The 20913-nt window shown below is 72.8% G+C and carries 21 protein-coding genes and 1 riboswitch; of the genes, 5 read left to right on the top strand and 16 right to left on the bottom strand.

What is annotated here, in order from left to right; genetic code table 11:
* Nucleotides 1-96: 96 nt before the first annotated feature.
* The 6 genes from ACOJVX_RS08020 to ACOJVX_RS07995 all read right to left on the bottom strand — a co-directional run bounded on the left by ACOJVX_RS08020 (nucleotide 97) and on the right by ACOJVX_RS07995 (nucleotide 7145).
* Nucleotides 97-1206: a M24 family metallopeptidase gene (locus ACOJVX_RS08020; protein ID WP_103055526.1), complete on the bottom strand. Its 1110-nt coding sequence runs from the start codon at nucleotides 1204-1206 to the stop codon at nucleotides 97-99.
* A 10-nt stretch (nucleotides 1207-1216) separates the two neighbouring features.
* The gene (locus tag ACOJVX_RS08015) at nucleotides 1217-1579 is read right to left on the bottom strand and encodes a ferredoxin (protein WP_081715435.1); all 363 of its coding nucleotides are present in this window, start codon (nucleotides 1577-1579) and stop codon (nucleotides 1217-1219) included.
* Nucleotides 1576-2622, bottom strand: coding sequence for a cytochrome P450 (locus tag ACOJVX_RS08010; RefSeq protein ID WP_418155451.1), 1047 nt, complete (start codon nucleotides 2620-2622; stop codon nucleotides 1576-1578). Before ACOJVX_RS08010 ends, ACOJVX_RS08015 begins: the two co-directional genes overlap by 4 nt.
* A gap of 669 nt (nucleotides 2623-3291) precedes the next feature.
* Nucleotides 3292-4560 (bottom strand): serine hydroxymethyltransferase, encoded by a 1269-nt coding sequence (gene glyA, locus ACOJVX_RS08005; RefSeq protein ID WP_211237534.1) that lies wholly within the window; start codon nucleotides 4558-4560, stop codon nucleotides 3292-3294.
* Between the two features lie 28 nt (nucleotides 4561-4588).
* Nucleotides 4589-4672, bottom strand: a riboswitch (ZMP/ZTP riboswitch).
* A 266-nt stretch (nucleotides 4673-4938) separates the two neighbouring features.
* On the bottom strand, nucleotides 4939-6498 hold the full coding sequence (locus ACOJVX_RS08000; RefSeq protein WP_245588802.1) for a beta-xylosidase: 1560 nt from the start codon (nucleotides 6496-6498) through the stop codon (nucleotides 4939-4941).
* A gap of 200 nt (nucleotides 6499-6698) precedes the next feature.
* Complete coding sequence (locus tag ACOJVX_RS07995) at nucleotides 6699-7145, bottom strand: hypothetical protein (protein ID WP_103055528.1); 447 nt, start codon at nucleotides 7143-7145, stop codon at nucleotides 6699-6701.
* 74 nt (nucleotides 7146-7219) lie between these two features.
* Between ACOJVX_RS07995 and ACOJVX_RS07990 the strand changes: the two genes are divergently transcribed.
* Together ACOJVX_RS07990 and ACOJVX_RS07985 are read left to right on the top strand one after the other, a co-directional pair.
* Nucleotides 7220-8047: a hypothetical protein gene (locus ACOJVX_RS07990; protein ID WP_418155452.1), complete on the top strand. Its 828-nt coding sequence runs from the start codon at nucleotides 7220-7222 to the stop codon at nucleotides 8045-8047.
* A complete protein-coding gene (locus tag ACOJVX_RS07985) occupies nucleotides 8044-8415 on the top strand; it encodes a GntR family transcriptional regulator (RefSeq protein ID WP_418155453.1) in 372 nt (123 codons plus the stop codon). The genes ACOJVX_RS07990 and ACOJVX_RS07985 overlap by 4 nt, the downstream gene beginning before the upstream one ends.
* 62 nt (nucleotides 8416-8477) lie before the next feature.
* On the opposite strand, the gene aroQ is transcribed toward ACOJVX_RS07985, so the two are convergent.
* On the bottom strand, nucleotides 8478-8918 hold the full coding sequence (gene aroQ, locus ACOJVX_RS07980) for a type II 3-dehydroquinate dehydratase (RefSeq protein WP_418155454.1): 441 nt from the start codon (nucleotides 8916-8918) through the stop codon (nucleotides 8478-8480).
* The gene (aroB, locus tag ACOJVX_RS07975) at nucleotides 8915-10024 is read right to left on the bottom strand and encodes a 3-dehydroquinate synthase (protein WP_422647379.1); all 1110 of its coding nucleotides are present in this window, start codon (nucleotides 10022-10024) and stop codon (nucleotides 8915-8917) included. Before aroB ends, aroQ begins: the two co-directional genes overlap by 4 nt.
* A 504-nt stretch (nucleotides 10025-10528) precedes the next feature.
* Here aroB and ACOJVX_RS07970 point away from each other — a divergent pair.
* Complete coding sequence (locus ACOJVX_RS07970; protein WP_051313962.1) at nucleotides 10529-11473, top strand: N-acetylmuramoyl-L-alanine amidase; 945 nt, start codon at nucleotides 10529-10531, stop codon at nucleotides 11471-11473.
* Between the two features lie 18 nt (nucleotides 11474-11491).
* Here the strand turns inward: ACOJVX_RS07970 and ACOJVX_RS07965 are convergent, their stop codons facing one another.
* The 5 genes from ACOJVX_RS07965 to ACOJVX_RS07945 all read right to left on the bottom strand — a co-directional run bounded on the left by ACOJVX_RS07965 (nucleotide 11492) and on the right by ACOJVX_RS07945 (nucleotide 14649).
* The gene (locus ACOJVX_RS07965; protein WP_030106317.1) at nucleotides 11492-12013 is read right to left on the bottom strand and encodes a shikimate kinase; all 522 of its coding nucleotides are present in this window, start codon (nucleotides 12011-12013) and stop codon (nucleotides 11492-11494) included.
* 1 nt (nucleotide 12014) lies between these two features.
* Entirely contained in the window at nucleotides 12015-13199 is a 1185-nt protein-coding gene (gene aroC / locus ACOJVX_RS07960; protein WP_030106318.1) for a chorismate synthase, read from the bottom strand.
* A 63-nt stretch (nucleotides 13200-13262) separates the two neighbouring features.
* On the bottom strand, nucleotides 13263-13904 hold the full coding sequence (locus ACOJVX_RS07955) for a prepilin peptidase (protein WP_422647378.1): 642 nt from the start codon (nucleotides 13902-13904) through the stop codon (nucleotides 13263-13265).
* A 56-nt stretch (nucleotides 13905-13960) separates the two neighbouring features.
* Nucleotides 13961-14416 carry a PTS sugar transporter subunit IIA gene (locus ACOJVX_RS07950; protein ID WP_026418887.1) on the bottom strand — a complete coding sequence of 152 codons (456 nt, stop codon included), beginning with the start codon at nucleotides 14414-14416 and terminating at the stop codon, nucleotides 13961-13963.
* Nucleotides 14413-14649, bottom strand: coding sequence for a glucose PTS transporter subunit EIIB (locus ACOJVX_RS07945; protein ID WP_026418888.1), 237 nt, complete (start codon nucleotides 14647-14649; stop codon nucleotides 14413-14415). Before ACOJVX_RS07945 ends, ACOJVX_RS07950 begins: the two co-directional genes overlap by 4 nt.
* Before the next feature lie 282 nt (nucleotides 14650-14931).
* On the opposite strand from ACOJVX_RS07945, the gene ACOJVX_RS07940 reads away from it, so the two are divergent.
* On the top strand, nucleotides 14932-16299 hold the full coding sequence (locus tag ACOJVX_RS07940; protein WP_081715438.1) for a PTS transporter subunit EIIC: 1368 nt from the start codon (nucleotides 14932-14934) through the stop codon (nucleotides 16297-16299).
* Between the two features lie 139 nt (nucleotides 16300-16438).
* On the opposite strand, the gene ACOJVX_RS07935 is transcribed toward ACOJVX_RS07940, so the two are convergent.
* Genes ACOJVX_RS07935 through ACOJVX_RS07925 form a run of 3 tightly spaced genes read right to left on the bottom strand, consistent with a single transcriptional unit; the run spans nucleotide 16439 to nucleotide 19877 of the window.
* Nucleotides 16439-17200: a succinate dehydrogenase/fumarate reductase iron-sulfur subunit gene (locus ACOJVX_RS07935; protein WP_026418889.1), complete on the bottom strand. Its 762-nt coding sequence runs from the start codon at nucleotides 17198-17200 to the stop codon at nucleotides 16439-16441.
* Nucleotides 17197-19131, bottom strand: a complete 1935-nt coding sequence (locus ACOJVX_RS07930) for a fumarate reductase/succinate dehydrogenase flavoprotein subunit (protein ID WP_026418890.1) — start codon at nucleotides 19129-19131, stop codon at nucleotides 17197-17199. The genes ACOJVX_RS07935 and ACOJVX_RS07930 overlap by 4 nt, the downstream gene beginning before the upstream one ends.
* Nucleotides 19132-19139: 8 nt before the next feature.
* Nucleotides 19140-19877, bottom strand: coding sequence for a succinate dehydrogenase cytochrome b subunit (locus tag ACOJVX_RS07925; RefSeq protein WP_422647377.1), 738 nt, complete (start codon nucleotides 19875-19877; stop codon nucleotides 19140-19142).
* A 78-nt stretch (nucleotides 19878-19955) separates the two neighbouring features.
* Between ACOJVX_RS07925 and ACOJVX_RS07920 the strand changes: the two genes are divergently transcribed.
* Nucleotides 19956-20894, top strand: coding sequence for a LysR family transcriptional regulator (locus tag ACOJVX_RS07920; RefSeq protein WP_026418892.1), 939 nt, complete (start codon nucleotides 19956-19958; stop codon nucleotides 20892-20894).
* The last annotated feature ends 19 nt before the right edge of the window (nucleotides 20895-20913 follow it).

The following is a 20913-nucleotide window of genomic DNA, read 5'->3' as shown; positions in this document are numbered from 1 at the left end:
TCCTGTGATACATGGCCCCAGCATGGGCCGGTACATGGGCGTGCCGCGGCCCTGCGGTGCGCACGGCCGCGGCGATACGGGTCTTAGCCTGTCGCGTCAGACGACCACGAGATCCTTCGTGGTCAGGGTGAGGAGCTCGGGGCCGCCCTCGCGCACGACCAGCGTGTCCTCGATGCGCACACCGCCCCGGCCAGCGAGGTACACGCCGGGCTCGACGGTGACCGCCATACCTTCCTCGAGTGTACCTTTGCCCAGCTGCGAGAGCGTTGGTGCCTCGTGCACCTCCAGGCCGACGCCGTGGCCCAGACCGTGCAGGAACCGCTCCCCGTGGCCCGCATCCTCGATGACCGACCGGGAGGCCGTGTCGACGTCCCGCAGCGGGACCCCCGGCGCCAACGCCTCCCTGCCGGCGGCCTGCGAGCGGGCCACCACCTCGTAGAGCTCCCGCTGCCAGTCGGCGGGCTCCCCGAGCACGACCGTCCTGGTCATGTCGGAGTGGTAGCCGTCGACCAGTGCGCCGAAGTCCATCTTGACGAAGTCACCGGCGGCCAGGACCGTCTCGGTGGGGCGGTGGTGGGGCACGGCCGAGTTCGGCCCGGCCGCCACGATGGTGTCGAAGGACGGACCGGCGGCACCGTTGGCGACCATCCGGCGCTCCAGGTCGCGGGCCACCTCCAGCTCGGTCCGGCCCGGCCGCAGCTCGCCTTCGGCGATCAGCTCGGCCAGTGCCCGGTCGGCGGCCGCGCACGCCATGCGCAGCGCCTCGACCTCGCCCTCGTCCTTGATCGCGCGCAGTCGCTCGACCAACTGGGGTGCCCGGACCAGTTCGACGGCCCCCGCCGCCTCGGCCAGGGCGTCCAACCCGTCGACGGTCACGTGCTGCGACTCGAACCCGGCCCGGCTGACGCCCGACCCGCCCCGCGATGCCCGCTCCGCCAGGGCCGCCCCGCTGCGGCGCTCGATGATCCGTTCGAGGTCGGGGACCTCGACGCCGGCCTGGGTCAGGTACCGGCCGTCGGTGCAGAAGATGGTGCGGGACTCGTCCCCGGCCGAGTCCCCGGCGTGGACGAGCAGGGCGGCGTTGGACCCGGTGAAACCGCTGAGGTACCGCACGTTGAGCAGGTCGGTGACGAGCAGGGCGTCGATCTCCCGCTCCCGCAGCAGCTCGCGCAGCGCCCCACGGCGGCGAAGGTGTGTTTCTGGCATGTCGGGCAGCCTAGTTAACCCTGGGCCCACCGCCGACCCCGTTCCTCCTCGGGGCGGGGTCCGCGCCGTCCGCCGGCCGCCGCTCGGTCGCCTTCGTGTGGTCCGCACCCGGTCCGGCGAGCGGTCCAACCCGGATGGCACCGACCGGGCACATCTCCTCGGCCATCCGGACCGCCGCCCCCTCGCCGGCCGGCGGAGCGGGGTCGAGGAGGACCACGACCCCGTCGGACTCCCCCTGGTCGAAGACCGCCGGGGCGAGCTGGGCGCACTGGCCGGAGGCGACGCAGCGCTCGACGGCCACCGCGACCCGGAGCGGGCCCTCCGCCGCGGCGCCGCCGGCCGTTCCGCCGCGTCCCGGGTGTCCGGCGCTCACCACGTCACCGGCAGGGCGCGGATGCCGTAGACGAAGCCGTCGTCCTTGAAGTCGAGCTCGCCGACCTCGGTGGCCAGCCGGAGCGCGGGCAGCCGACGCGCCACCGCACCGACCACCTCCTGGAGCTCGACCCTGGCGAGGGCGTGGCCGAGGCACTGGTGCACCCCGTGACCGAAGGCGAGGTGGCGGCGGGAGTTCCTGGTCAGGTCCAGGGTGTCGGGATCGGGGAACACGTCCTCGTCCCGGTTGGCCGGCCCGAGCAGCACGAGGACCCCCTCCCCCGCCCGGATCCGCACGCCGCCGACCTCGACGTCCGCCACGGCCACCCGGCGGGGGAAGAACTGGGCGGCCGTGGTGTACCGGAGGAGTTCCTCGACGGCGACCGCCACCCTGGCCTCACTGGGATCCTCGGCGAGCCAGGCCAGCTGGTCCGGGTGGCGGAGCAGCGCGAGCAGGCTCAGCGCCACCGTGTTGGAGGTCGTCTCGTGCCCCGCCAGCAGGACCATCGTGGCCAGCGCGACCACCTCGTCCCGGCTCAGCCGGTCCGCACCCCAGTGCTCGACGGCGAGCCGGCTGATCACGTCGTCCGCCGGCTGCTCGCGGCGGTCGCACACGAGCGCCGTCATCGCCATCCGCAACTCGCCGAGCACCCCGGCCAGCAACGCCGGGTCCGGTTCGGTCGCCTGGATGAGAGCGGAGTGCCGCTCGAAGAAGAGGCGGACGCCGCTGGGGAGCCCCAGCACGCGGGAGATGGTCAGGGCCGGCAGGGGGACGGCCAGCCCGGCCACCAGGTCCGAGGGACGACCGTCCCCGCACACCCGGTCGAGGAGCCGCCCCACGTCGGCGCGCACCGCGGGTCGCTGTGCCTCCATCGCCCGGGGGAGGAACCCGCGGCTCAGCGTCAGCCGGTAGTGCCGGTGCTCAGGCGGATCGAGGTTCACCAGGCTCAGCCCCCTGGCGACCGGAACGGCAGGAGCCACCTCGGGGAAACCGGGGCGGGTCGGATCCGCGCTGAACCGCTCGTCCCGCAGGACCGACCTCACCTCCTCGTACCGGGAAACGACCCACGCCCGCGCCCCATTCCAGAGCGTGACCCGCGAAACGGGTCCACGACGCCGCTGATTCGAATAGCACGGGGGCGGGTGGAGCGGGCATCCACGGGGGACCGGAAAACGGGGTTCCTCGGGCAGGACGGTTGTCATCGACTGTTCGCAATCGGACGGTGGGACGGAGGAATCGGCCGCCGGAACGGAGAACACCGGGCCGGGCACGTGCCGGAGCGCCCCGCCAGCGATGACGTGGTCCGCCCAGCGTCGTCGAGGTTGTCCCCCAGGTCGCGTCGACGCGGTACCGCCGCCGCGCCGGTCCGCCGGGTAGTGGTCGACTCCCCGCTCGGCACCTGGCGACGGGGACAGCTTAGGGCCCGACCACCGCGAAAACCAATTCGACCACTACCACCTATCGGGTTAAATTCCCGCCCGGTCCCCCGACCGGGAGACGCGCTCTCGGGAACGAAAACCGCGAATCGAAAAAACACTCGGAATTGTTGTCTGAGTGAGCAAACAGTTCGACGATTGCCGGTGCCGTTTTCCGCGTCAGGACGGTACCGAATGGGCCGCCGGCGCGCGGGGAGGACGCGGAGCACCGGAGGGGAACGCCCGAGGAGGAGCGGCGCGGTCGGCCCCCGCCACGCGGGGGCCGACCGGGAGGGTTCACGCCCAGCCGGGCATCGGGTAGCCGGACAGCAGTTCGGAGATCTCGGCGGACACGGTGGGCAGCACCTCGCCCTGCTCGCCCTTGGCGGTCGCCGTCACCACGGTGTCGATCCACTCCGCGACCCGGGGCATCTGCTCGGGCCGCAGGCCCCTCGTGGTGATCGCGGCGGTCCCGAGCCGGACCCCGGACGGGTCGAAGGGCTTGCGGGGGTCGAAGGGCACGGTGTTGTAGTTGAGCTCGATCCCCGCCTCGTCGAGCGCCTTGGCGGTGGGCTTGCCCGCCACGCCCTTGCTGGTGAGGTCCACCAGGATCAGGTGGTTGTCCGTGCCGCCGGACACCAGGTCGAAGCCGCGCTCGACGAGCGCCTCCGCCAGCGCCCTGGCGTTGGCGACCACCGTGTGGGCGTACTCACCGAAGGCGGGCGCCGAGGCCTCCCGCAACGCCACGGCGATCGCCGCGGTGGTGTGGTTGTGCGGCCCGCCCTGGAGACCGGGGAACACCGCCTTGTCGAGTGCCTTGGCGTGCTCCGCCGTCGACATCAGCATCGCGCCACGCGGACCCCGCAGCGTCTTGTGCGTCGTCGTGGAGATCACGTCGGCGTGCCCCACCGGGGACGGGTGCGCCCCACCGGCGATCAGGCCGGCGATGTGCGCGATGTCGGCGACCAGCACCGCGCCGACCTCCCTGGCGATCTCGGCGAACGCCGGGTAGTCGATGGTGCGGGGGATGGCGGTGCCGCCGCAGAAGATCAGCTTGGGGCGGTGTTCCCTGGCGAGGTCGCGCACCTCGTCCATGTCGACCCGGCCGGTGTCGGCACGGACCCCGTAGCGCACGCTGCTGAACCACTTGCCGGTGGCCGACACGCTCCACCCGTGGGTCAGGTGACCCCCGAAGGGCAGCCCCATGCCCATCACCGTGTCGCCGGGCTTGGCGAAGGCGAGGTACACGGCCAGGTTGGCCGGCGAACCCGAGTAGGGCTGGACGTTGGCGTGCTCGACGCCGAACAGCTCCTTCGCCCGGTCGACGGCGAGCGTCTCGACGGGGTCGATGAACTGCTGGCCCTCGTAGTAGCGGCGACCGACGTAGCCCTCGGAGTACTTGTTGGTCAGCACGGTGCTGGAGGCCTCCAGCACCGCCTGGGAGACGTAGTTCTCGGAGGCGATCAGGCGGAGCTTGTCGAACTGGCGCTGGGCCTCCCCCTCCACGAGGTGGGCGATCTCCGGATCGGTGGCGGCCAGGCTGGGCAGTGGCGGCTGGTGCATCAGGGCTCCTGGGGGGTTCGTTCGTACCTGGCCCCGGCACCCAGGCGCGCGGCGCCGGGATCTTCGCTCCACGGTGGTCGTTTCCACCTCGTACACGCCAGTCGCGACGGCGCGAGGATAACGCACCGCGCGGTGGCCGCCGGCGGTCAGTCCAGCCCGTTCCCGCTGGCCGGGAAGCATGCCGCGAGCCGAGGCCCGTGCTCCTCACCGGCCCGCGCGCGGACCCGACCGGCCGAGGGCGGGAAACCAGGGACACCCTCGGGGCGGCGGGACGGCGGCAGGACCCGGCGAGGCACCCGGCCGCGCGAGGAGCCCCGACCGGGATCCCGGCCGGGGCGGCCGCTCGACCGGGAGGGGTCGACGGCGGCGGAACCCGCCGCCTCAGCGGCTACCGGCGTGCAACACCGCTCCCAGCTCGTGCCGTTCCCAACGCTCGACGGAGGTGTCGACGATGGTGGAGTCGTTCAGCTCCGCCACCTCCGGATCGACCACCGGCCACAGCCGGTCGTCCTCGAGCAGCAGGGCCAGCGGGCGGTCGGGCGCGTTGACCACCGTCGCACCGGGGTTCACCCGCGCGATCACGGGGAGCCCTTCCAGCGCCGGCACCCGCTCGTCCAGCACCCGCACCGCCAGCCGCTCGGCCACCGACCGGCGTTCGACCCGGACGAGCGCCCCGTCGACCACCAGGTCGACGGTCCGTTCGGGGGAGGGCACGGCGAACCCGTCGAGGACGGCGGCGGCGCGGTCCTGATCGCGACACCCGTCGATGCCGTGGATGTCGAGGCCGAAGTGGGCGATGCCGGTGGGCGCGGTCTCCTCCGTCGTCGCCCGGAGCAGGTCGATCGGAACCCGACCGCAGGGATCGGTGACGCTGGTGGGAGCGTGGCCGAGCGGGTCGCGCACCAGGCCCGGTCCCTCCCGCCAGGGCCCCTCGACGAGGATGCGTTGGTAGGGGTGGTACCGGAACTCCCGGTCCCAGAAGGTGATCGAGGTGCCGGTCTCGGTCTGGTGGGCGATGGCGAAGGCATCCAACGCCTCCACCCACATCCAGTCGGCGCTGAAGGCGTCCACCACGGAGAAGGTGCGGGGCTCGGCGGCGGAGGCGACCGGGCGGAAACCGTCCTCGGTCAGGGCCTGGAGATCGGTGCGGAACTCGGGGTCGCGCGCCCGGAGGACGAACTGGCCGGCCCCGTTCCAGCCGGCGGCGGCGGCCGTGGTGTCGGTGAACATCACGTGGAACCAGCCGTCGAGGTGGAGGACGGCGGGCTGGCCCGCGCCGTAGGCGTTGTCCCGGATCTCGTCCTCGGCCGCGGTCACCACCGGCTGCCCCTCGGCGAGCCGCGTCCAGCTCAGACCGTCGTGGCTGCTGGCCACCCCGATCGCGTTGCCGTCGGCGTGGTCACCCGGCGCGCCCGTGTAGTAGAGGTAGTAGACGCCGTCGACCTTGATGACGGACGGATCGCAGGTGTGCATCCCGTCGAAACCGCCGGGGTTGCCCGAGAAGACGGCGACCGCCGGGCTCCCGTCGGCGGCGCGGTACTGACCGCCCGGTTCGGTGGCCTCCGCGTGGAGGATGTCGTCCCCCGGCGGCGGGGAGTACGGCACCTGGCTGCACCACCAGGCCCGGTACCGCCCGCCGTCGCGCAACACGGTGGGGCCGTAGTTGTAGGGGGCGCTGGCCCCTCCCGAGGCGACGACGCCGGGGCTCGACCGGTGGGCGTCGGTGGCCAGCGGCACCGGTTCGGCCGGCGGCTCGTCCCCCTCGGCGGGCACCACGAGGGGTTCGACGGCGTCGACGTGGACCGATGGGGAGCCCTCGGCACCGGTGCACCCGACGAGCAGCGTGACGGCGGCGAACCCGGCGCACAGCCGGCCCAGGTGGACGGCCCCCGTCCGGCGTCCCACCGACGGCCCGCGCTTCTCGGTCAACCAACCGGGCAACGCCAAACCCCTTCGCGCTCGCCGCGACCCGGAGGAACCAGACCGGGCCCCCGGAACGGACGACCCGGGCAGCGTCAGTCTAGAGAGGGCCCGAGGCGCGCCGGGACACCTTCACCGACTTGTGGGCGAGTCCGATGCGTTCGACCTGACCAGGCCCGGTTCGCGGGCAGCCGGCACGGCCCAGGGCGACCGGCCGTGGCTCACTCTGCGCAGGGACCGGCGGGGTCGACCTCGGCCAGCACCGCCTCGGGCACCACGAGGGGGAACTCCAGCACGTTCATGCCGAGCGCGGGCGCGCTGGCGAGGACCTCCACCCCTCCCCCCTCCGAGGGCGGGCAGCCCGTCAGCGGCAGTGCGACGCGCGCGGCTCCCCCGGCGGCGATCACCCCGACCTCGGATGGGGGTTCCTCGGCCCTCGGTTCCGCCCCCGCCCACGTCACCCGGCGTACGACGGTCTCCAACGGTCCCTCGTTGGCGACCTCGAGTTCGAGGGCTGGGGCGTCCGTGCCGCTGACTCCCACCACCTCCACCGACAGGTGGGGCCAGAACACGCCGGCCCACCAGAACAGCACGCCCACGGCCCCGGTTCCCAGCACCGCGCCCAGCGCGCCGAGCACCCTGCGCCGCGCGCCCCAGTTCGTCTCCACCTCGGAGCTCCTCACCGTCCACCGTCTAGGTGAGCTAATGTATCAACTCGGTGATACACCGAGGGAGGAACGCCGTGCCCGACGCCAACTCGATCGCGCTCCTGCTGGGCCTCACCCTGCTGGTGCCGCTGTGGACCTTCGTCGCCGCCACCCAGCCCATCGCCCGCCGCTCCCTGCGCACGTTCGCCGCGTGGCACAACCTGCCCGCGACGGCGGCGGAGGCCCCCGCGCTGGTCAGCGCCCTCGGTCGGAGCCGTAGGTACGCACTGGTCGGCGGTGGCCTGGGCTGGCTGACCGCTCCCCTGACCCAGGCGCCGGGCACCCGGGCCGTCCTGTTGGGGCTGGCGGGCTCCCTCGGCGGGATCGTGCTGGCCAGCGCGCTGCGGCAGCGGCGCCTCGCCCGACGCCCACCCGGCGACCAGCCCCGGGCCGCCCTGCTGGCCCCCCGCCTGGCGGAGCACTACGTCAGCTCGTGGGTTCGGGCCGTGCCCGTGATCGCCCTGAGCTGCACGGCGGTGTTCCTCGTCCTCGCCGTGGCGCTGCCGACGCCCGAGGGGTACTCACCCTGGGCCTCGTTCGCGATCGCCTGCCTCATCATGACCGTGGGCCTGGCCAGCCTGCTCGCCCGGCGCCGGCTCCTGGAGAGCCCCGCTCTCGACGGCGCGGACGAGGACCGCGCCGTGGGGGAGTCGATCCGGTCCCACGACGCGCAGCGTCTCACCGCCACGGCCGGAGCCCTGCTGTGCCTGCTGGCGTGCGCGGCGATGCCGCCGGCGGCGGCGCTCCCACCCTGGGCCGGGTGGACGCTGCTCGCGAGCGGCATCGCGCTGGCCGGGCTCGCGCTGGCCTGCTGGCTACACGGCCGCGAGGCACCGCCGGTGCGGGGCAGGACGGCGGCGTGATCCTCGAGATCGACCCGAAGGCGCCGGTTCCCCCGTACGAACAGGTCAGGGCACAGCTCGCCACGGTGATCGACACCGGCGCGCTGCCCGCCGGTTCGCGTCTGCCGAGCATCCGGCAACTGGCCCAGGACCTGGGGATCGCGACCGGGACCGTGGCGCGCGCCTACCGCGAACTGGAGGGGGCGGGCTACCTGTCCAGCCGGGTCGGGAGGGGCACCGTCGTCCTCGACCGCCCCCAGCTCGGTGAGGAGGAACGCGAGGAGCTGGTGCGGGCGGCGGCGCGGGACCTGGTCGCCGGCGCCCGGCGGTGGGGCGTTCCCCCCGACCGGGTGCGCGCCGTGCTCGACGAGGAACTGGACCGGCGCTGAGAACGCCGGGCGGCGGGTGCCCGAGCCCCGGGCACCCGCCCTCGGTCGAGGGCCGTGGCCGGCTACGCGCCGGCGGTGAGCTCCTCGGCCAACCAGTCCAGGGCGAGCAGGTACCCGCGCACGCCGAGGCCGGCGATCACCCCGGTGGCGACCGCCGAGAGGTAGCTGTGGTGCCGGAACGACTCCCTGCGGTGCGTGTTGGAGATGTGGAGCTCGATCAGGGGGGCAGTGAGCTGGGCGCAGGCGTCCCGGACGGCGACGGAGGTGTGCGTCCACGCCCCCGCGTTGAGCACCACCGGCGTCCCCGCGTCGGCGGCCTCGTGCAGCCAACCGAGGAGTTCGCCCTCGTGGTCGGTCTGCCGGACCTCCACCTCCAGCCCGCGCTCGGCGCCACGGCCGCGACACCGCTCGACCAGCTCGGCATGGGTGGTGCTGCCGTACACGGAGGGTTCGCGGCGTCCCAGCCTGCCGAGGTTGGGGCCGTTGAGCACGAGGACCCTCACAGCAGGATCCCCCCGCTCTTCTTCCTGCCGCCACCGCTGATCTCGGCGTAGGCGGCGGCCAGCAACGTCGGGTCCGGCCCCTCGAGCCGACCGGGACGGGCCAGGCCGTCGAGCACCACGAAGCGCAGCACCCGCGACCGGGCCTTCTTGTCGCCCCGCATCGACTCCAGCAGCTGGGGGAAGGCGTCCGGGTCGTAGGAGATGGGCAGGCCCAGCGCGGTGAGCACCGACCGGTGCCGCTCCACGGTCTCGTCGTCCAGCCGGCCGGCGAGCCTGGCCAGTTCGGCGGCGAAGACCAGGCCGACACTGACGGCGGCGCCGTGCCGCCAGCGGTAGCGCTCACGGCGCTCGACGGCGTGGCCGAGGGTGTGCCCGTAGTTCAGGACCTCCCGGTGGTGGGACTCCCGGAGGTCGGCGGCGACCACGTCGGCCTTCACCTGGACCGACCGGCGCACCAGCTCACCGAGCACGTCCCCCTGGGGGTCGGTGGCGGCGGCCGGGTCCGCCTCGATGAGGCGCAGGATCTCGGGATCGGCGATGAAGCCGGCCTTGACCACCTCGGCCATGCCCGCCAACAGCTCGTTCCTCGGCAGGCTGTCCAGCGTGGTCAGGTCGACCAGCACCTCACCGGGTTCGTGGATCGCGCCCACCAGGTTCTTGCCCGCGTCGGTGTTGATGCCCGTCTTGCCGCCGACGGCGGCGTCCACCATGCCGAGCAGCGTGGTCGGCACGTGCACGACACGAACGCCCCGCATCCAGGTGGCGGCGACGAACCCGGCGAGGTCGGTCGCCGCGCCGCCACCCAGGCTCACGACCACGCCGTCCCGGGGCAGGCCGATCCTGCCGAGCACGTCCCAGCAGAACCCCGCCACCGCGAGGCTCTTGCCGTCCTCGGCGTCGGGGGTCTCCACCCGGTGCGCGTCGACGCCAGCGGCGACGAGGTCCTCCCGAACGGCCTCGGCGGTCGCGGCCAGGCTCGGCTGGTGCACGATCGCCGCGACGGGCGCGTCGCGCACGGCCTCGACCAGCTCACCCAACAGTCCACGACCGATCACCACGTCGTAGGGGGCGGCCGTGGCCACCCGCACCCGTACCGGTTCCGTCATCACGCTCCCTCGTGGTCCGGGGCGCGGCCGGGCCCCCGTGCGCGCCACCCGTCTCTCCCGAACCAGCATTTCACCCGGTGCGGGGCGCCCGCCGGCCGGCCCCGCGCCGCCCGGGCCCCTGCCGGCACCCGCACGGCGGACCAGACTCGGTCTCCCGACCGGGCGGATACCGCCCATCGGGGGACAACAATTCGCGCGTTCATCGCAACCCGTACGTCATTTTCGGACAGCCGCTGCACAGAGTCAGAGGAAAGGGGAGGAAATTGACCTGAAAGGGAGAGGACACCGTGATCGATTTTTGGCAGACTGACAACGGCAACCATCCGCAGCCGGTCAACCGGGAACGTCGACACCGACAACCAACCGGACGGGGGAGGGCGTCGCCGCCGTTCCCGCATTTCCTCACGGGTCCCACCAATCAGGGCGATCGGGCGCGCCAGCGCTGCCTCAGGGCCACGACGTGCCACGTCCGTCCAGCCCCCGTCCCCGACTCGAGGTGATCCGATGGCGTACGCGACCTGGCTGGCCGACGCCCTGCGCGCCCAGGGACTGCGGGTGCACGAGGAGGGCGGCTGGACCAGCCGAGGACACGGGCAGCTCAGCGCGATCAGAGGCGTCATGCTGCACCACACCGCCGGCGCCGCGACCGGCAACTTCCCCTCGCTCGGGGTGGTGCGCGACGGCACCGGCTCCCTGGCCGGTCCGCTGGCCAACCTGGGCCTCGCCCGCGACGGCACCTGGTTCGTCATCGCCGCCGGACTCGCCTACCACGCGGGCGCGGGTGGTCCCTGGCGCGATGTCGCCGCCAACGCGGGCAACCAGCACCTGTTGGGGATCGAGGCGGAGAGCGTGGGCACCAGGAACGACTGGACCGAGGCCCAGCTGGACTCCTACCCCCGCGGGGTGGCCGCGCTGCTGGCGCACCTGCGAATGGGCGCCGACCGGGTCGTCGCCCACAAGGAATGGGCGCCGACGCGGAAGATCGACCCCGCGCACTGGCCAGGGGACATTCCCGGTTTCCGGGACTCGGTAGCCCGCATTCTCGAAGGAGACACCGTGAACTGGTCGCAGACCTGGACCAATCCCGTCACCGGAACCACCGAACCGGCGTCGGTGACCCTCCGGTACATGGAGGACCGCATCGTCAAAAGGCTGAGCGGCGCGATCGCCAACGCCGGTCTCGACTCGACGGTGAGCAACCCCGTGGTGAACACCACCGAGAAGGCGCGGACCGCCATCGGTTACGCGGAACAGCGCATCATCAACGGCGTGGTGCGGTCGGTGGCCAGCCTGTTGGACGGCCAGCAGACCGAGCCGGCCACCCCGGAGGCCATCGCGAACGCCCTCGCACCGCTGATCACCTCGGCCGTCACCGACGCGCTCGGCCAGGACAACGAGGAACAGGCCAACGCGATCGTCGAAGCGCTCGCCAGGAGACTGGCCGAGTAACCGGAGTGGACCGGCTCCTCAGCCGGTGCCCGTCAGCTCCGCCACGACGAGGTCGACGACCCGCGTCGGCTCGATCCCGTCCGTGCTGATCTCGATGGTGGCGACCTCCCGGTACAGCGGCAGCCGCGCTTCCAGCAGCGCGCGGAAGGTGGCCCGGGGGTTCAGACCGGCCAGCAGCGGGCGGGCGGTGGACAGCCCGGTGCGCCGGGCTCCCTCGGCGAGGCCGACGTTGAGGAACACGACGCGGTGGTCGGCGAGCAGCGCCCTCGTGCCGGGAGCGAGCACCGCACCGCCGCCGAGCGCCAGCACCCCGTCGTGCTCGACGAGGGCCCGGCGGACGGCCTCCTCCTCCAACTTCCGGAAGGCGGGTTCGCCGTCCTCGGTGAAGATGTCGCCGATGGCCTTGCCGGTGGCCGCGACGATGTCCTCGTCGACATCACGGAAGGGCACCCCCAGCCGCTCGGCGGCGAGTCGACCGACGGTGGTCTTCCCCGCGCCGGGAGGGCCGACGACCACCAGGACGGGTTGGACGCCGGTCATCTCAGCCACGCTCCAGTTCGGCGAGGTAGGCGCGCGCGTTGCGGGTCGTCTCGGCCAGCGAGTCGCCGCCGAACTTCTCGAGCGCCGCGTCGGCCAACACCAGCGCCACCATCGACTCGGCGACGACACCCGCCCTCGGCACCGCGCAGATGTCCGACCGTTGGTGGATCGCCTGCGCCGGCTCGCCCGTGGTCACGTCCAGGGTGGCCAGGGGCCGGGGGACCGAGGAGATGGGTTTCATCGCCACCCTCGCCCGCAGCGGTTCCCCGTTGCTGATGCCCCCCTCGACGCCGCCGGCCCGGTTGCTGCGGCGACGCACGCCGGTCCCGGTGGGCACCGGGTCGATCTCGTCGTGGGCCTGGCTGCCCCGGCGGCGGGCCGTGGCGAAGCCGTCACCGATCTCCACGCCCTTCATCGCCTGGATCCCCATCAACGCGCCGGCGAGCCTGGCGTCGAGCCGCCGGTCGGCGTGCACATGGGACCCGAGACCGGCCGGCAGGCCGTAGGCGATGACCTCGATGACGCCACCGAGGGTGTCCCCGTCCTTCTTCGCGGCCTCCACCTCGGCCATCATCGCCTCGGTCGCGTCGGCGTCGAAGCAACGCACCGGGTTCTCGTCGATGGCGGCGAGGTCCTCCGGGCCGGGCAGCAGATCGCTGGTGGACTCGGCGGGGCCGATGGACAGCACGTGGCTGACGATCTCGACGCCCAGCGCCTGGCGGAGGAACTGCCGGCACACCGTGCCGAGCACGGTCCTGGCGGCGGTCTCCCGTGCGCTCGCCCGTTCCAGGACGGGACGGGCCTCGTCGAAGCCGTACTTCTGCATCCCGGCCAGGTCGGCGTGACCGGGGCGGGGCCGGGTCAGCGGCTTGTTGCGGGCGAGCCCGGCCAACACGTCCTCGTCGACCGGGTCGGGGGACATCACCTGTTCCCACTTCGGCCACTCGGTGTTGCCGATGCGCACCGCGACCGGGCCGCCCTGGGTCAGACCGTGCCGCACCCCGCCGATGATCTCGATGTCGTCGGCCTCGAAGGACATCCTCGGACTGCGGCCGAAGCCGAGCCGACGTCGGGCGAGCTGCTCGTTGAGGTCGGTGGTGGTGACGCCCACCCCCGCCACCATGCCCTCGAGCACCCCGACCAGGGCGGGACCATGCGACTCACCAGCGGTCATCCAGCGCAACACGCGCCGATCCTGCCATGTCCGGCCTCGCTCACCCCCTCCGGGCGGCGGGTGGGCGGTACGGGCTCAACCGAACACCGGCCAGGCCGTCACCAGCCACGCGCACCCGAGCATCGGCAGCCCGTGCGGCAGGGTGGCTCGCGGGCCGCACCCGACGAGCAGGGCCAGCACCCCCGCCAGGCCGGTCACCAGCACCGCGCCGAGCGCCCCGAGCAGCAACGCCGGCCAGGACACCGCAGCCAGCACGGTGCCGGTGCTGGCGGCGAGCTTGACGTCGCCAAGGCCCAGGGCCTCCGGCGCCCACCGGTGCGCCACCAGGTAGAGACCGGTGAGCAGGATTCCCCCCAGCGCCGCGCGGGCGAGCATGTCGGGATCCGGGGCGAGGGCACCGGCGAACCAGACGACGACCAGGGCGGCGGGCACCGCGGGCAGGGTCAGCGCGTCGGGCAGCCGCCGGTCGGTGAGGTCGGTGGCGGCGAGGAGCACGGCGAGCCAGCCGAGGGCGAGTGGGACGGGCAACCACCACCAGGGCAGGTCGCCAGTGGCCGACCGGAGCAGGGCCGCCGCCCACAACGCGGCGAGCGCGAGCTCGCACCACGGCGCTGGCACCCGGATCCCCCGGGGTGGCCGGCGGAGGAGCCGCCGGCCGAGGGTGGCGGCTCCCCCGCCCAGGGCCGCCCCCAGCGCGAGGTGGACGGCGAGGAGCACCGGCGCAGCCTCGCCGGTCCCGGCGTCCCGGGGCTATCCCACGGAGGGGTGATTCCTCAGCGATTCCAGGTGAACAGGGCCGCACCGCTCTCGACGGTGCGGGGCACGACGAGGTCGGACAGGTCCTCCGCCGTCGCGTCCAACGCGATCACCGGGCAGGTCGAGGAGTAACCGGCCTCCCGGACCGCGTCCGGTTCCCACTCGACGATCGGCTGACCGGCTCGCACCTTCTCCCCCTTGACGACGCGCAGGGTGAAGCCCTCACCTCGGAGTTTCACCGTGTCGATCCCGAGGTGCACCAACACGCCCAGGCCGTCGTCACCGGCGATGACGAAGGCGTGGGGGTGCAGGGTGGCGACGGTGCCGCCGATCGGGGCGCGCACCTCGGTGGACTCGGGGTGGGGCTCGATGGCCACCCCCGGGCCCACCATCGCTCCGGCGAAGACCGGGTCCGGGACGGCGGAGAGCGGCACGACCTCCCCGGCGAGGGGGGCGGCCACCTGGAGGGTCACAGCAGGTCCTCGATGTCGCTGGCGATGGTGTCGGCATCCGGGCCGACGACGATCTGCACCGCGCCACCAGCGCGGAGCACGCCGTGCACGCCGAGCGCGCGCAACGCGGGCTCGTCGATCAGGGCCGCGTCCCGCACCTCGCACCGCAACCGGGTGATGCAGGGTTCGATCTCCACCACGTTGTCCGCGCCGCCGATCGCCGTGAGGATCGCGCTCGCCTTGTCCTGGGACACCTGTTGCCTCCTCGTGCCAGTGCCTGCCGTCAGGAGATCACGCGTGCCGCGTGAACGCCATGACGACCCGTAACGGACCGATCACTTTGATGGTTGACACCCGATCACGGTGAGAGGATTCTCACTCCACCGAGTGGTCTGGACCAGACGGTAGCAAGCTGGCGCGGGCGGACAACCCTCACTCACACGGGTGAGCCGGTGGCCGGGTGCCCCGCGAGGGTCAAGGCTCGGCGCAAGGTCAGTGACGACCGTGTGGAAGGTAGGGACCGTGGGAGGTAGGGGATGAGCACCACGTCCGACACCAGGACCGCTGACTTCCGAACGAAGGCGTTCGGGGTCGCCCAGCGGCTGGGGCGCAGCCTGATGCTGCCGATCGCGGTGCTGCCGGCGGCGGCACTGCTGGCGCGGCTGGGTTACCAGGACGGCTCGGGGCAGGGCCAGGGTGAACTGGTCGCCGCGATACCCGGGGAGTTCTTCGACCGGGTGGCGGCTGTCATGGGGGCGGCCGGGAACTCGCTGTTCGACTACCTGCCCCTGCTGTTCGCGCTGGGGGTGGCCATCGGCTTCGCGAAGAAGTCGGACGGCTCCACCGCGCTCTCGGCCGTCGTGGGCTACCTGGTCCTGCACAACGTGCTCTGGGCCCTGCTGGACCCCGAGCTCACCGACGGCAAGAGTTTCAACAACGGGCCGTACGGCGTGCTCGGCGGCATCGTCTCCGGGCTGATCGCGGCCGGGCTCTGGCAACGCTTCCACCGCATCAAGCTGCCGACCTACCTGGCCTTCTTCGGCGGCCGCCGGTTCGTACCCATCATCACGGCCTTCACCATGGTGCTGGTCGGCGTGCTGATGGCGCTGATCTTCACCGGGTTCAACGCGGGTCTGACCTGGGTGGGCGAGGCGGTCGCCGGGTCCACGGTGGTGGGTGCGGGCGCCTACGGTGTGCTGAACCGGTTCCTGCTCCCGTTCGGCCTGCACCACATCGGCAACTCCTTCGTGTGGTTCATCTTCGGGGACCACGAGGGCACCTCCGGCGACCTGAACAGGTTCTTCGCCGGCGACCCGACCGCCGGGACGTTCATGTCCGGCTTCTTCCCGATCTTCATGTTCGCCCTGCCGGCGGCGGCGCTGGCGATCTACCACACCGCGCGGGCCTCCCAGCGCAAGCTGGTGGGCGGTCTGATGCTCTCGGCCGCGCTCGCCTCCTTCCTCACCGGCGTCACCGAGCCACTGGAGTACGCCTTCGTCTTCGTCGCCTGGCCGCTGCTGGTGGTGCACGCCCTCCTCACCGGGCTGTCGATGGCCGTCACCAACGCGCTCGGTGTGCACCACGGCTTCGGGTTCTCCGCCGGTGCGATCGACTACGTGCTGAACTGGGGCATCGCCACCAGGCCCTGGCTGATCATCCCGATCGGGCTGGCGTTCGCCGTCGTGTACTACCTGGTCTTCCGCTGGGTCATCACACGGTGGAACCTCGCGACGCCAGGACGGGAGCGGGACGAGGAACCGGAGGGCGCGGCGGCGTCCCCGCCCGACGAGGGCGAGCGGCCCACGCCACTCGCCGAGGGGGTGGCCGGCGGCGACGGGGCGAGCGCGCCGTCCACCACGACGCCCGCGAAGGGCGAGACCGGCCGCTCCCCCGCCACGGACTGACCCGTACACCGCGCCAACGGGTCACGCGGAACGGCCCGCCGACCGTCGAGGTCGGCGGGCCGCCCGCATCCACCGCACCGCGTGTCCCACCACCGCGCCGCGGGCCCACGCCGGCGCCCGAGCGGCACCGGCCGACCGGTCAGGCCGGCCGACCGCCCGCACCGCGCAGGGACGCTCGCAACACGTCCTGGTTGAACTGGGCGATGTCGGCCAGGGGGATCCCCTTGGGGCAGACCGCGGTGCACTCGCCGGTGTTGGTGCAGCCGCCGAAACCCGCCTCGTCGTGCGCGGCGAGCATGTCCAGCGCGCGGGTGTCCCGCTCCGGCGCTCCCTGTGGCAGCCGGCCGAGGTGGGTGACCTTGGCGGCGGTGAACAGCATCGCCGACCCGTTGGGGCAGGCCGCCACGCAGGCACCGCAGCCGATGCAGGCGGCCGACTCGAAGGCCTTGTCCGCGTCGGCCCGCGCGACGGGCGTCGCGTGCGCCTCCGGCGCGCTGCCGGTGGACACGCTCACGTACCCGCCGGCCCGGACCACCTCGTCGAGCGCGCCCCGGTCGACCACCAGGTCCCGCACCACGGGGAACGGCGCGGCCCGCCACGGTTCCACCACGATGGTGTCGCCGTCGGTGAACTCCCTCATGTGCAGCTGGCAGGTGGTCGTGGCCCGCCGAGGGCCGTGCGCCACCCCGTTGATGGTCAGCCCGCACATGCCGCAGATGCCCTCACGGCAGTCGTGGTCGAAGGCCACCGGTTCCTCGCCCCGCAGCGTCAACCGCTCGTTGAGCACGTCGAGCATCTCCAGGAACGACATGTCGGGGCTGACGTCGTCGACGTCGTACTCCACCAGCCGGCCGGCGTCCTCCGACCCGGTCTGGCGCCACACACGCACGGTGAATCTCACTGGTAACTCCGCTGGGTCGGTTCGACGTGCTCGAAGGTCAGGGACTCCCGGCGCAGGAGCGGGGGCGTGCCGGTTCCCGTGTACTCCCAGGCCGCGACGTAGGCGAACTCGTCGTCGCGGCGCAGGGCCTCACCGTCGGGGGTCTGGCTCTCGGCCCGGAAGTGGCCGCCGCAGGACTCGGTGCGGTGCAGGGCGTCCAGGCACAGGAGCTCGGCGAGCTCCAGGAAGTCGGCGACGCGGCCGGCCCGCTCCAACGACTGGTTCAGGCCCTCCCCCGACCCTGGTACCCGCACCCGGCGCCAGAACTCGGCGCGGAGCTCGGGGATCCGCTCCAGGGCGTGCCGCAGCCCCTCCTCGGTGCGTTCCATCCCGCAGTGGTCCCAGAGCAGGCTCCCCAGCTCGCGGTGGAAGGAGTCGACGGTGCGGTCACCCTCGACCGACAACAGCCGCCGCACCCGTTCCTCCACGTCGGAGCGCGCGGCCACGAGGTCGGGGTGCGCGTCGGTGACCTCGGGGAACGGTCCGTCGGCGAGGTAGCCAGCGATGGTGTTGGGCAGTACGAAGTACCCGTCGGCCAGCCCCTGCATCAGCGCGCTCGCACCGAGCCGGTTCGCCCCGTGGTCAGAGAAGTTCGCCTCACCGATGACGAAGAGGCCGGGGATGGTCGACTGGAGGTCGTAGTCCACCCAGAGGCCGCCCATCGTGTAGTGCACGGCCGGGTAGATGCGCATCGGGACCTGGTAGGGGTCCTCGCCGGTGATGCGCTGGTACATCTCGAACAGGTTGCCGTAGCGGGTCTCCACGGCCTCCCGGCCGAGCCGGTCGATCGCGTCGGCGAAGTCGAGGTAGACCCCGAGGCCGCCCGGTCCGACGCCGCGTCCGTCGTCGCACACCTTCTTCGCCGCCCGGGAGGCGATGTCCCGGGGCACGAGGTTGCCGAAGCTGGGGTAGGTCCGCTCCAGGTAGTAGTCGCGGTCCTCGGCGGGGATGTCACCGGGAGCCCGTCGTTCGTCGGGGTCCACCGGCACCCACACCCGGCCGTCGTTGCGCAGTGACTCGCTCATCAGGGTCAGCTTGGACTGGTGGTCGCCGCTGACGGGGATGCACGTCGGGTGGATCTGGGTGTAGCAGGGGTTGGCGAACAGTGCCCCCCGCCGGTGCGCCCGCCAGATCGCGGTGGCGTTGCACCCCTTCGCGTTGGTCGACAGGTGGAACACGTTGCCGTACCCGCCGGTGGCCAGCACGACGGCGTCGGCGGTGTGCGTGCTCACCTCCCCGGTCACCAGGTCGCGGATGACGACTCCCCTGGCCCGGCCGTCCACCACGACGAGGTCGAGCATCTCGGTGCGCGGGTGCATGGTGACGGTGCCGGCCGCGATCTGGCGGGACAGCGCCTGGTAGGCGCCCAGCAGCAGCTGCTGCCCGGTCTGCCCCCGCGCGTAGAAGGTGCGGGAGACCTGCGCCCCGCCGAAGGACCGCGTGTCCAGCAGCCCCCCGTACTCGCGGGCGAAGGGCACCCCCTGGGCGACGCACTGGTCGATGATGGCGGTGCTGATCTCGGCGAGCCGGTACACGTTGGACTCCCTGGCCCGGAAGTCCCCGCCCTTGACGGTGTCGTAGAACAGCCGGTACACGCTGTCCCCGTCGTTGCGGTAGTTCTTGGCCGCGTTGATCCCGCCCTGGGCGGCGATGCTGTGCGCGCGCCGGGGGCTGTCCTGGTAGCAGAAGGACGACACCCGGTAGCCGAGCTCGCCCAGGGTGGCGGCGGCCGAGGCCCCCGCCAGCCCGGTGCCGACCACGATGACCCGCAGCCGCCTGCGGTTGGCCGGGTTCACCAGTCGGGTGCCGAAGCGGGCCCGTTCCCACCGGGTCTCGAGGGGGCCGTCCGGCGCCGCGCGGTCCACCAGCGGTTCGCCTTCGTCGTATCGCACGGGAAACCTCACTCCACCAGGCCGAACAGGACGGCGTACGGGACGGACAGGTAGCCGGCGGTCAACGCGACGGCCACCACCAGGGCGACGGTCCTGGCGAGCGGGCCGTGGCTGGCCCGCACCGTGCCCAGGCTCTGCAACGCGCTCCAGACGCCGTGCCGGACGTGGAGTCCGAGGGCCAGGATCGCGACCGTGTAGATGAGTACGACCCACCACTGCTGGAAACCCGAGGTGACGTTGAGGAACGGTTCCTCCGGCACGCCGTGCGGGTTGAGCCAGCCGACGGTGAGGTCGAGGACGTGGTAGATGACGAAGAGGGCGATGATGACCCCGCCCCACCGCATGGTGCGCGCGGCGTAGCCGCCCTGGACCGGGGGGCGGTGGCGGTAGCCGGACGGTCTGGCCGCCCGCGCCCTCCTCGCGAGCTGGATGGCCGCCGTCATGTGCAGGAGCACGCTGACCAGCAGGACGATCCGGATGGTCCACAGCACTCCGCTCTCGCCGAGGACGGCCGACCCCATCGCGCGCAGCCAGCGGGCGTAGGAGTCGAAGGCCGTCTCCCCGAAGAAGATCTTCAGGTTGCCGACCATGTGCGCCACGACGTAGAAGAAGAGGATGAAGCCGGTGACGGCCATCACCGCCTTCTTGCCCACGCTGGAGGCCCAGAGCCGGCGGAGCGGACCGGATCGGCGCGGGCTCCGGGCGGCGCGGCCAGGCGTCGCTGCCTTACCACTGGTGAGGGTCACGGAGCGACGGTAGGACCAGACACCACGAGTCGTCCAATATATGGAGATTCTGCTGTTAGTAGCCATACGCTATACATCGTGACCCTCCAGCAGCTCGTCTACTTCCTCGCGGTCGCCGAGACCCGCCATTTCACCCGGGCGGCGGACCAGTGCCACGTCGCGCAGCCCTCGTTGAGCAAGCAGATCCGCGCGCTGGAGGGCGAGTTGGGCGCGGCCCTGTTCCGCCGGTCGCGGGGGAACATCACCCTCACCCCGGCCGGGGAGGCGCTGCTCCCGCTCGCCACCCGCATCACCGCCGACGTGGACACGGCCCGCCGGGAGGTGGGCGAACTGGTGGGACTGCGCCGGGGGCGGGTCCAGATCGGCGCGACCCCGAGCCTGTGCCTCACCGTGCTGGCCCCGGTGCTGCGGCGCTTCCACCAGAGCTTCCCCGGGATCAGGCTGGTGGTGGAGGAGGGCGGCTCGCAGGACCTGATCCGGGAGCTGACCCAGGGCCGGCTCGACCTGGCCCTCATCATCACTCCCCCCGGCGGTACCGACCCCGCCCTGTCCACCACGGAGCTGCTGCGGGAGGAGCTGGTGGTCGCCTCGTCGGAGGCCAACCCGCTGCCGAGGCACCCGCTGGACGTCCGGGCGTTGGCCGACCACCCCATGATCATGTTCCGGCCCGGCTACGACCTGCGCACCGTCACGCTCGCCGCGTTCCGCGCGGCCGGCCTCGAACCGCGCATGGTGGTCGAGGGCGGCGAGCTGGACGCGGTCCTCCGCTTCGTCCAGGTCGGGCTCGGCGTCGCGATCGTGCCGAGCATGGTGCTGGCCGACCGCCCCGGGCTGCGCAGGACGCCGCTGGCCGCCCCCGGGCTGTCACGGACGGTGGCGCTGGCGCACCGGGGTGACACGGCGCCGACGCACGCCGCCCGCGCCCTGCGGGACACCCTGTTGGCGGTGCTCGCCGACACCGCCGCCGACGGGCTGCTCGGGCCGGGGGTTCGGGTTCTCGACGGCGCGGTCGACTGACATCCCGGGCCGCGTCGGT

The sequence above is a fragment of the Actinoalloteichus caeruleus genome (assembly GCF_049311605.1).
Taxonomy (GTDB): Bacteria; Actinomycetota; Actinomycetes; order Mycobacteriales; family Pseudonocardiaceae; genus Actinoalloteichus_B; species Actinoalloteichus_B caeruleus.
The sequence above is the reverse complement of the archived record's forward strand: the minus strand, read 5'-3'. Positions and strand labels throughout refer to the sequence as shown.

Excerpts from the sequence above, each read along its gene's own strand:
- ACOJVX_RS08020 (WP_103055526.1), bottom strand. The coding sequence starts at position 1,206 with ATGCCAGAAACACACCTTCGCCGCCGTGGGGCGCTGCGCGAGCTGCTG.
- aroB (WP_422647379.1), bottom strand. The coding sequence starts at position 10,024 with ATGACGGAACCGGTACGGGTGCGGGTGGCCACGGCCGCCCCCTACGAC.
- ACOJVX_RS07970 (WP_051313962.1), top strand. The coding sequence starts at position 10,529 with ATGGCGTACGCGACCTGGCTGGCCGACGCCCTGCGCGCCCAGGGACTG.
- ACOJVX_RS07965 (WP_030106317.1), bottom strand. The coding sequence starts at position 12,013 with ATGACCGGCGTCCAACCCGTCCTGGTGGTCGTCGGCCCTCCCGGCGCG.
- ACOJVX_RS07940 (WP_081715438.1), top strand. The coding sequence starts at position 14,932 with ATGAGCACCACGTCCGACACCAGGACCGCTGACTTCCGAACGAAGGCG.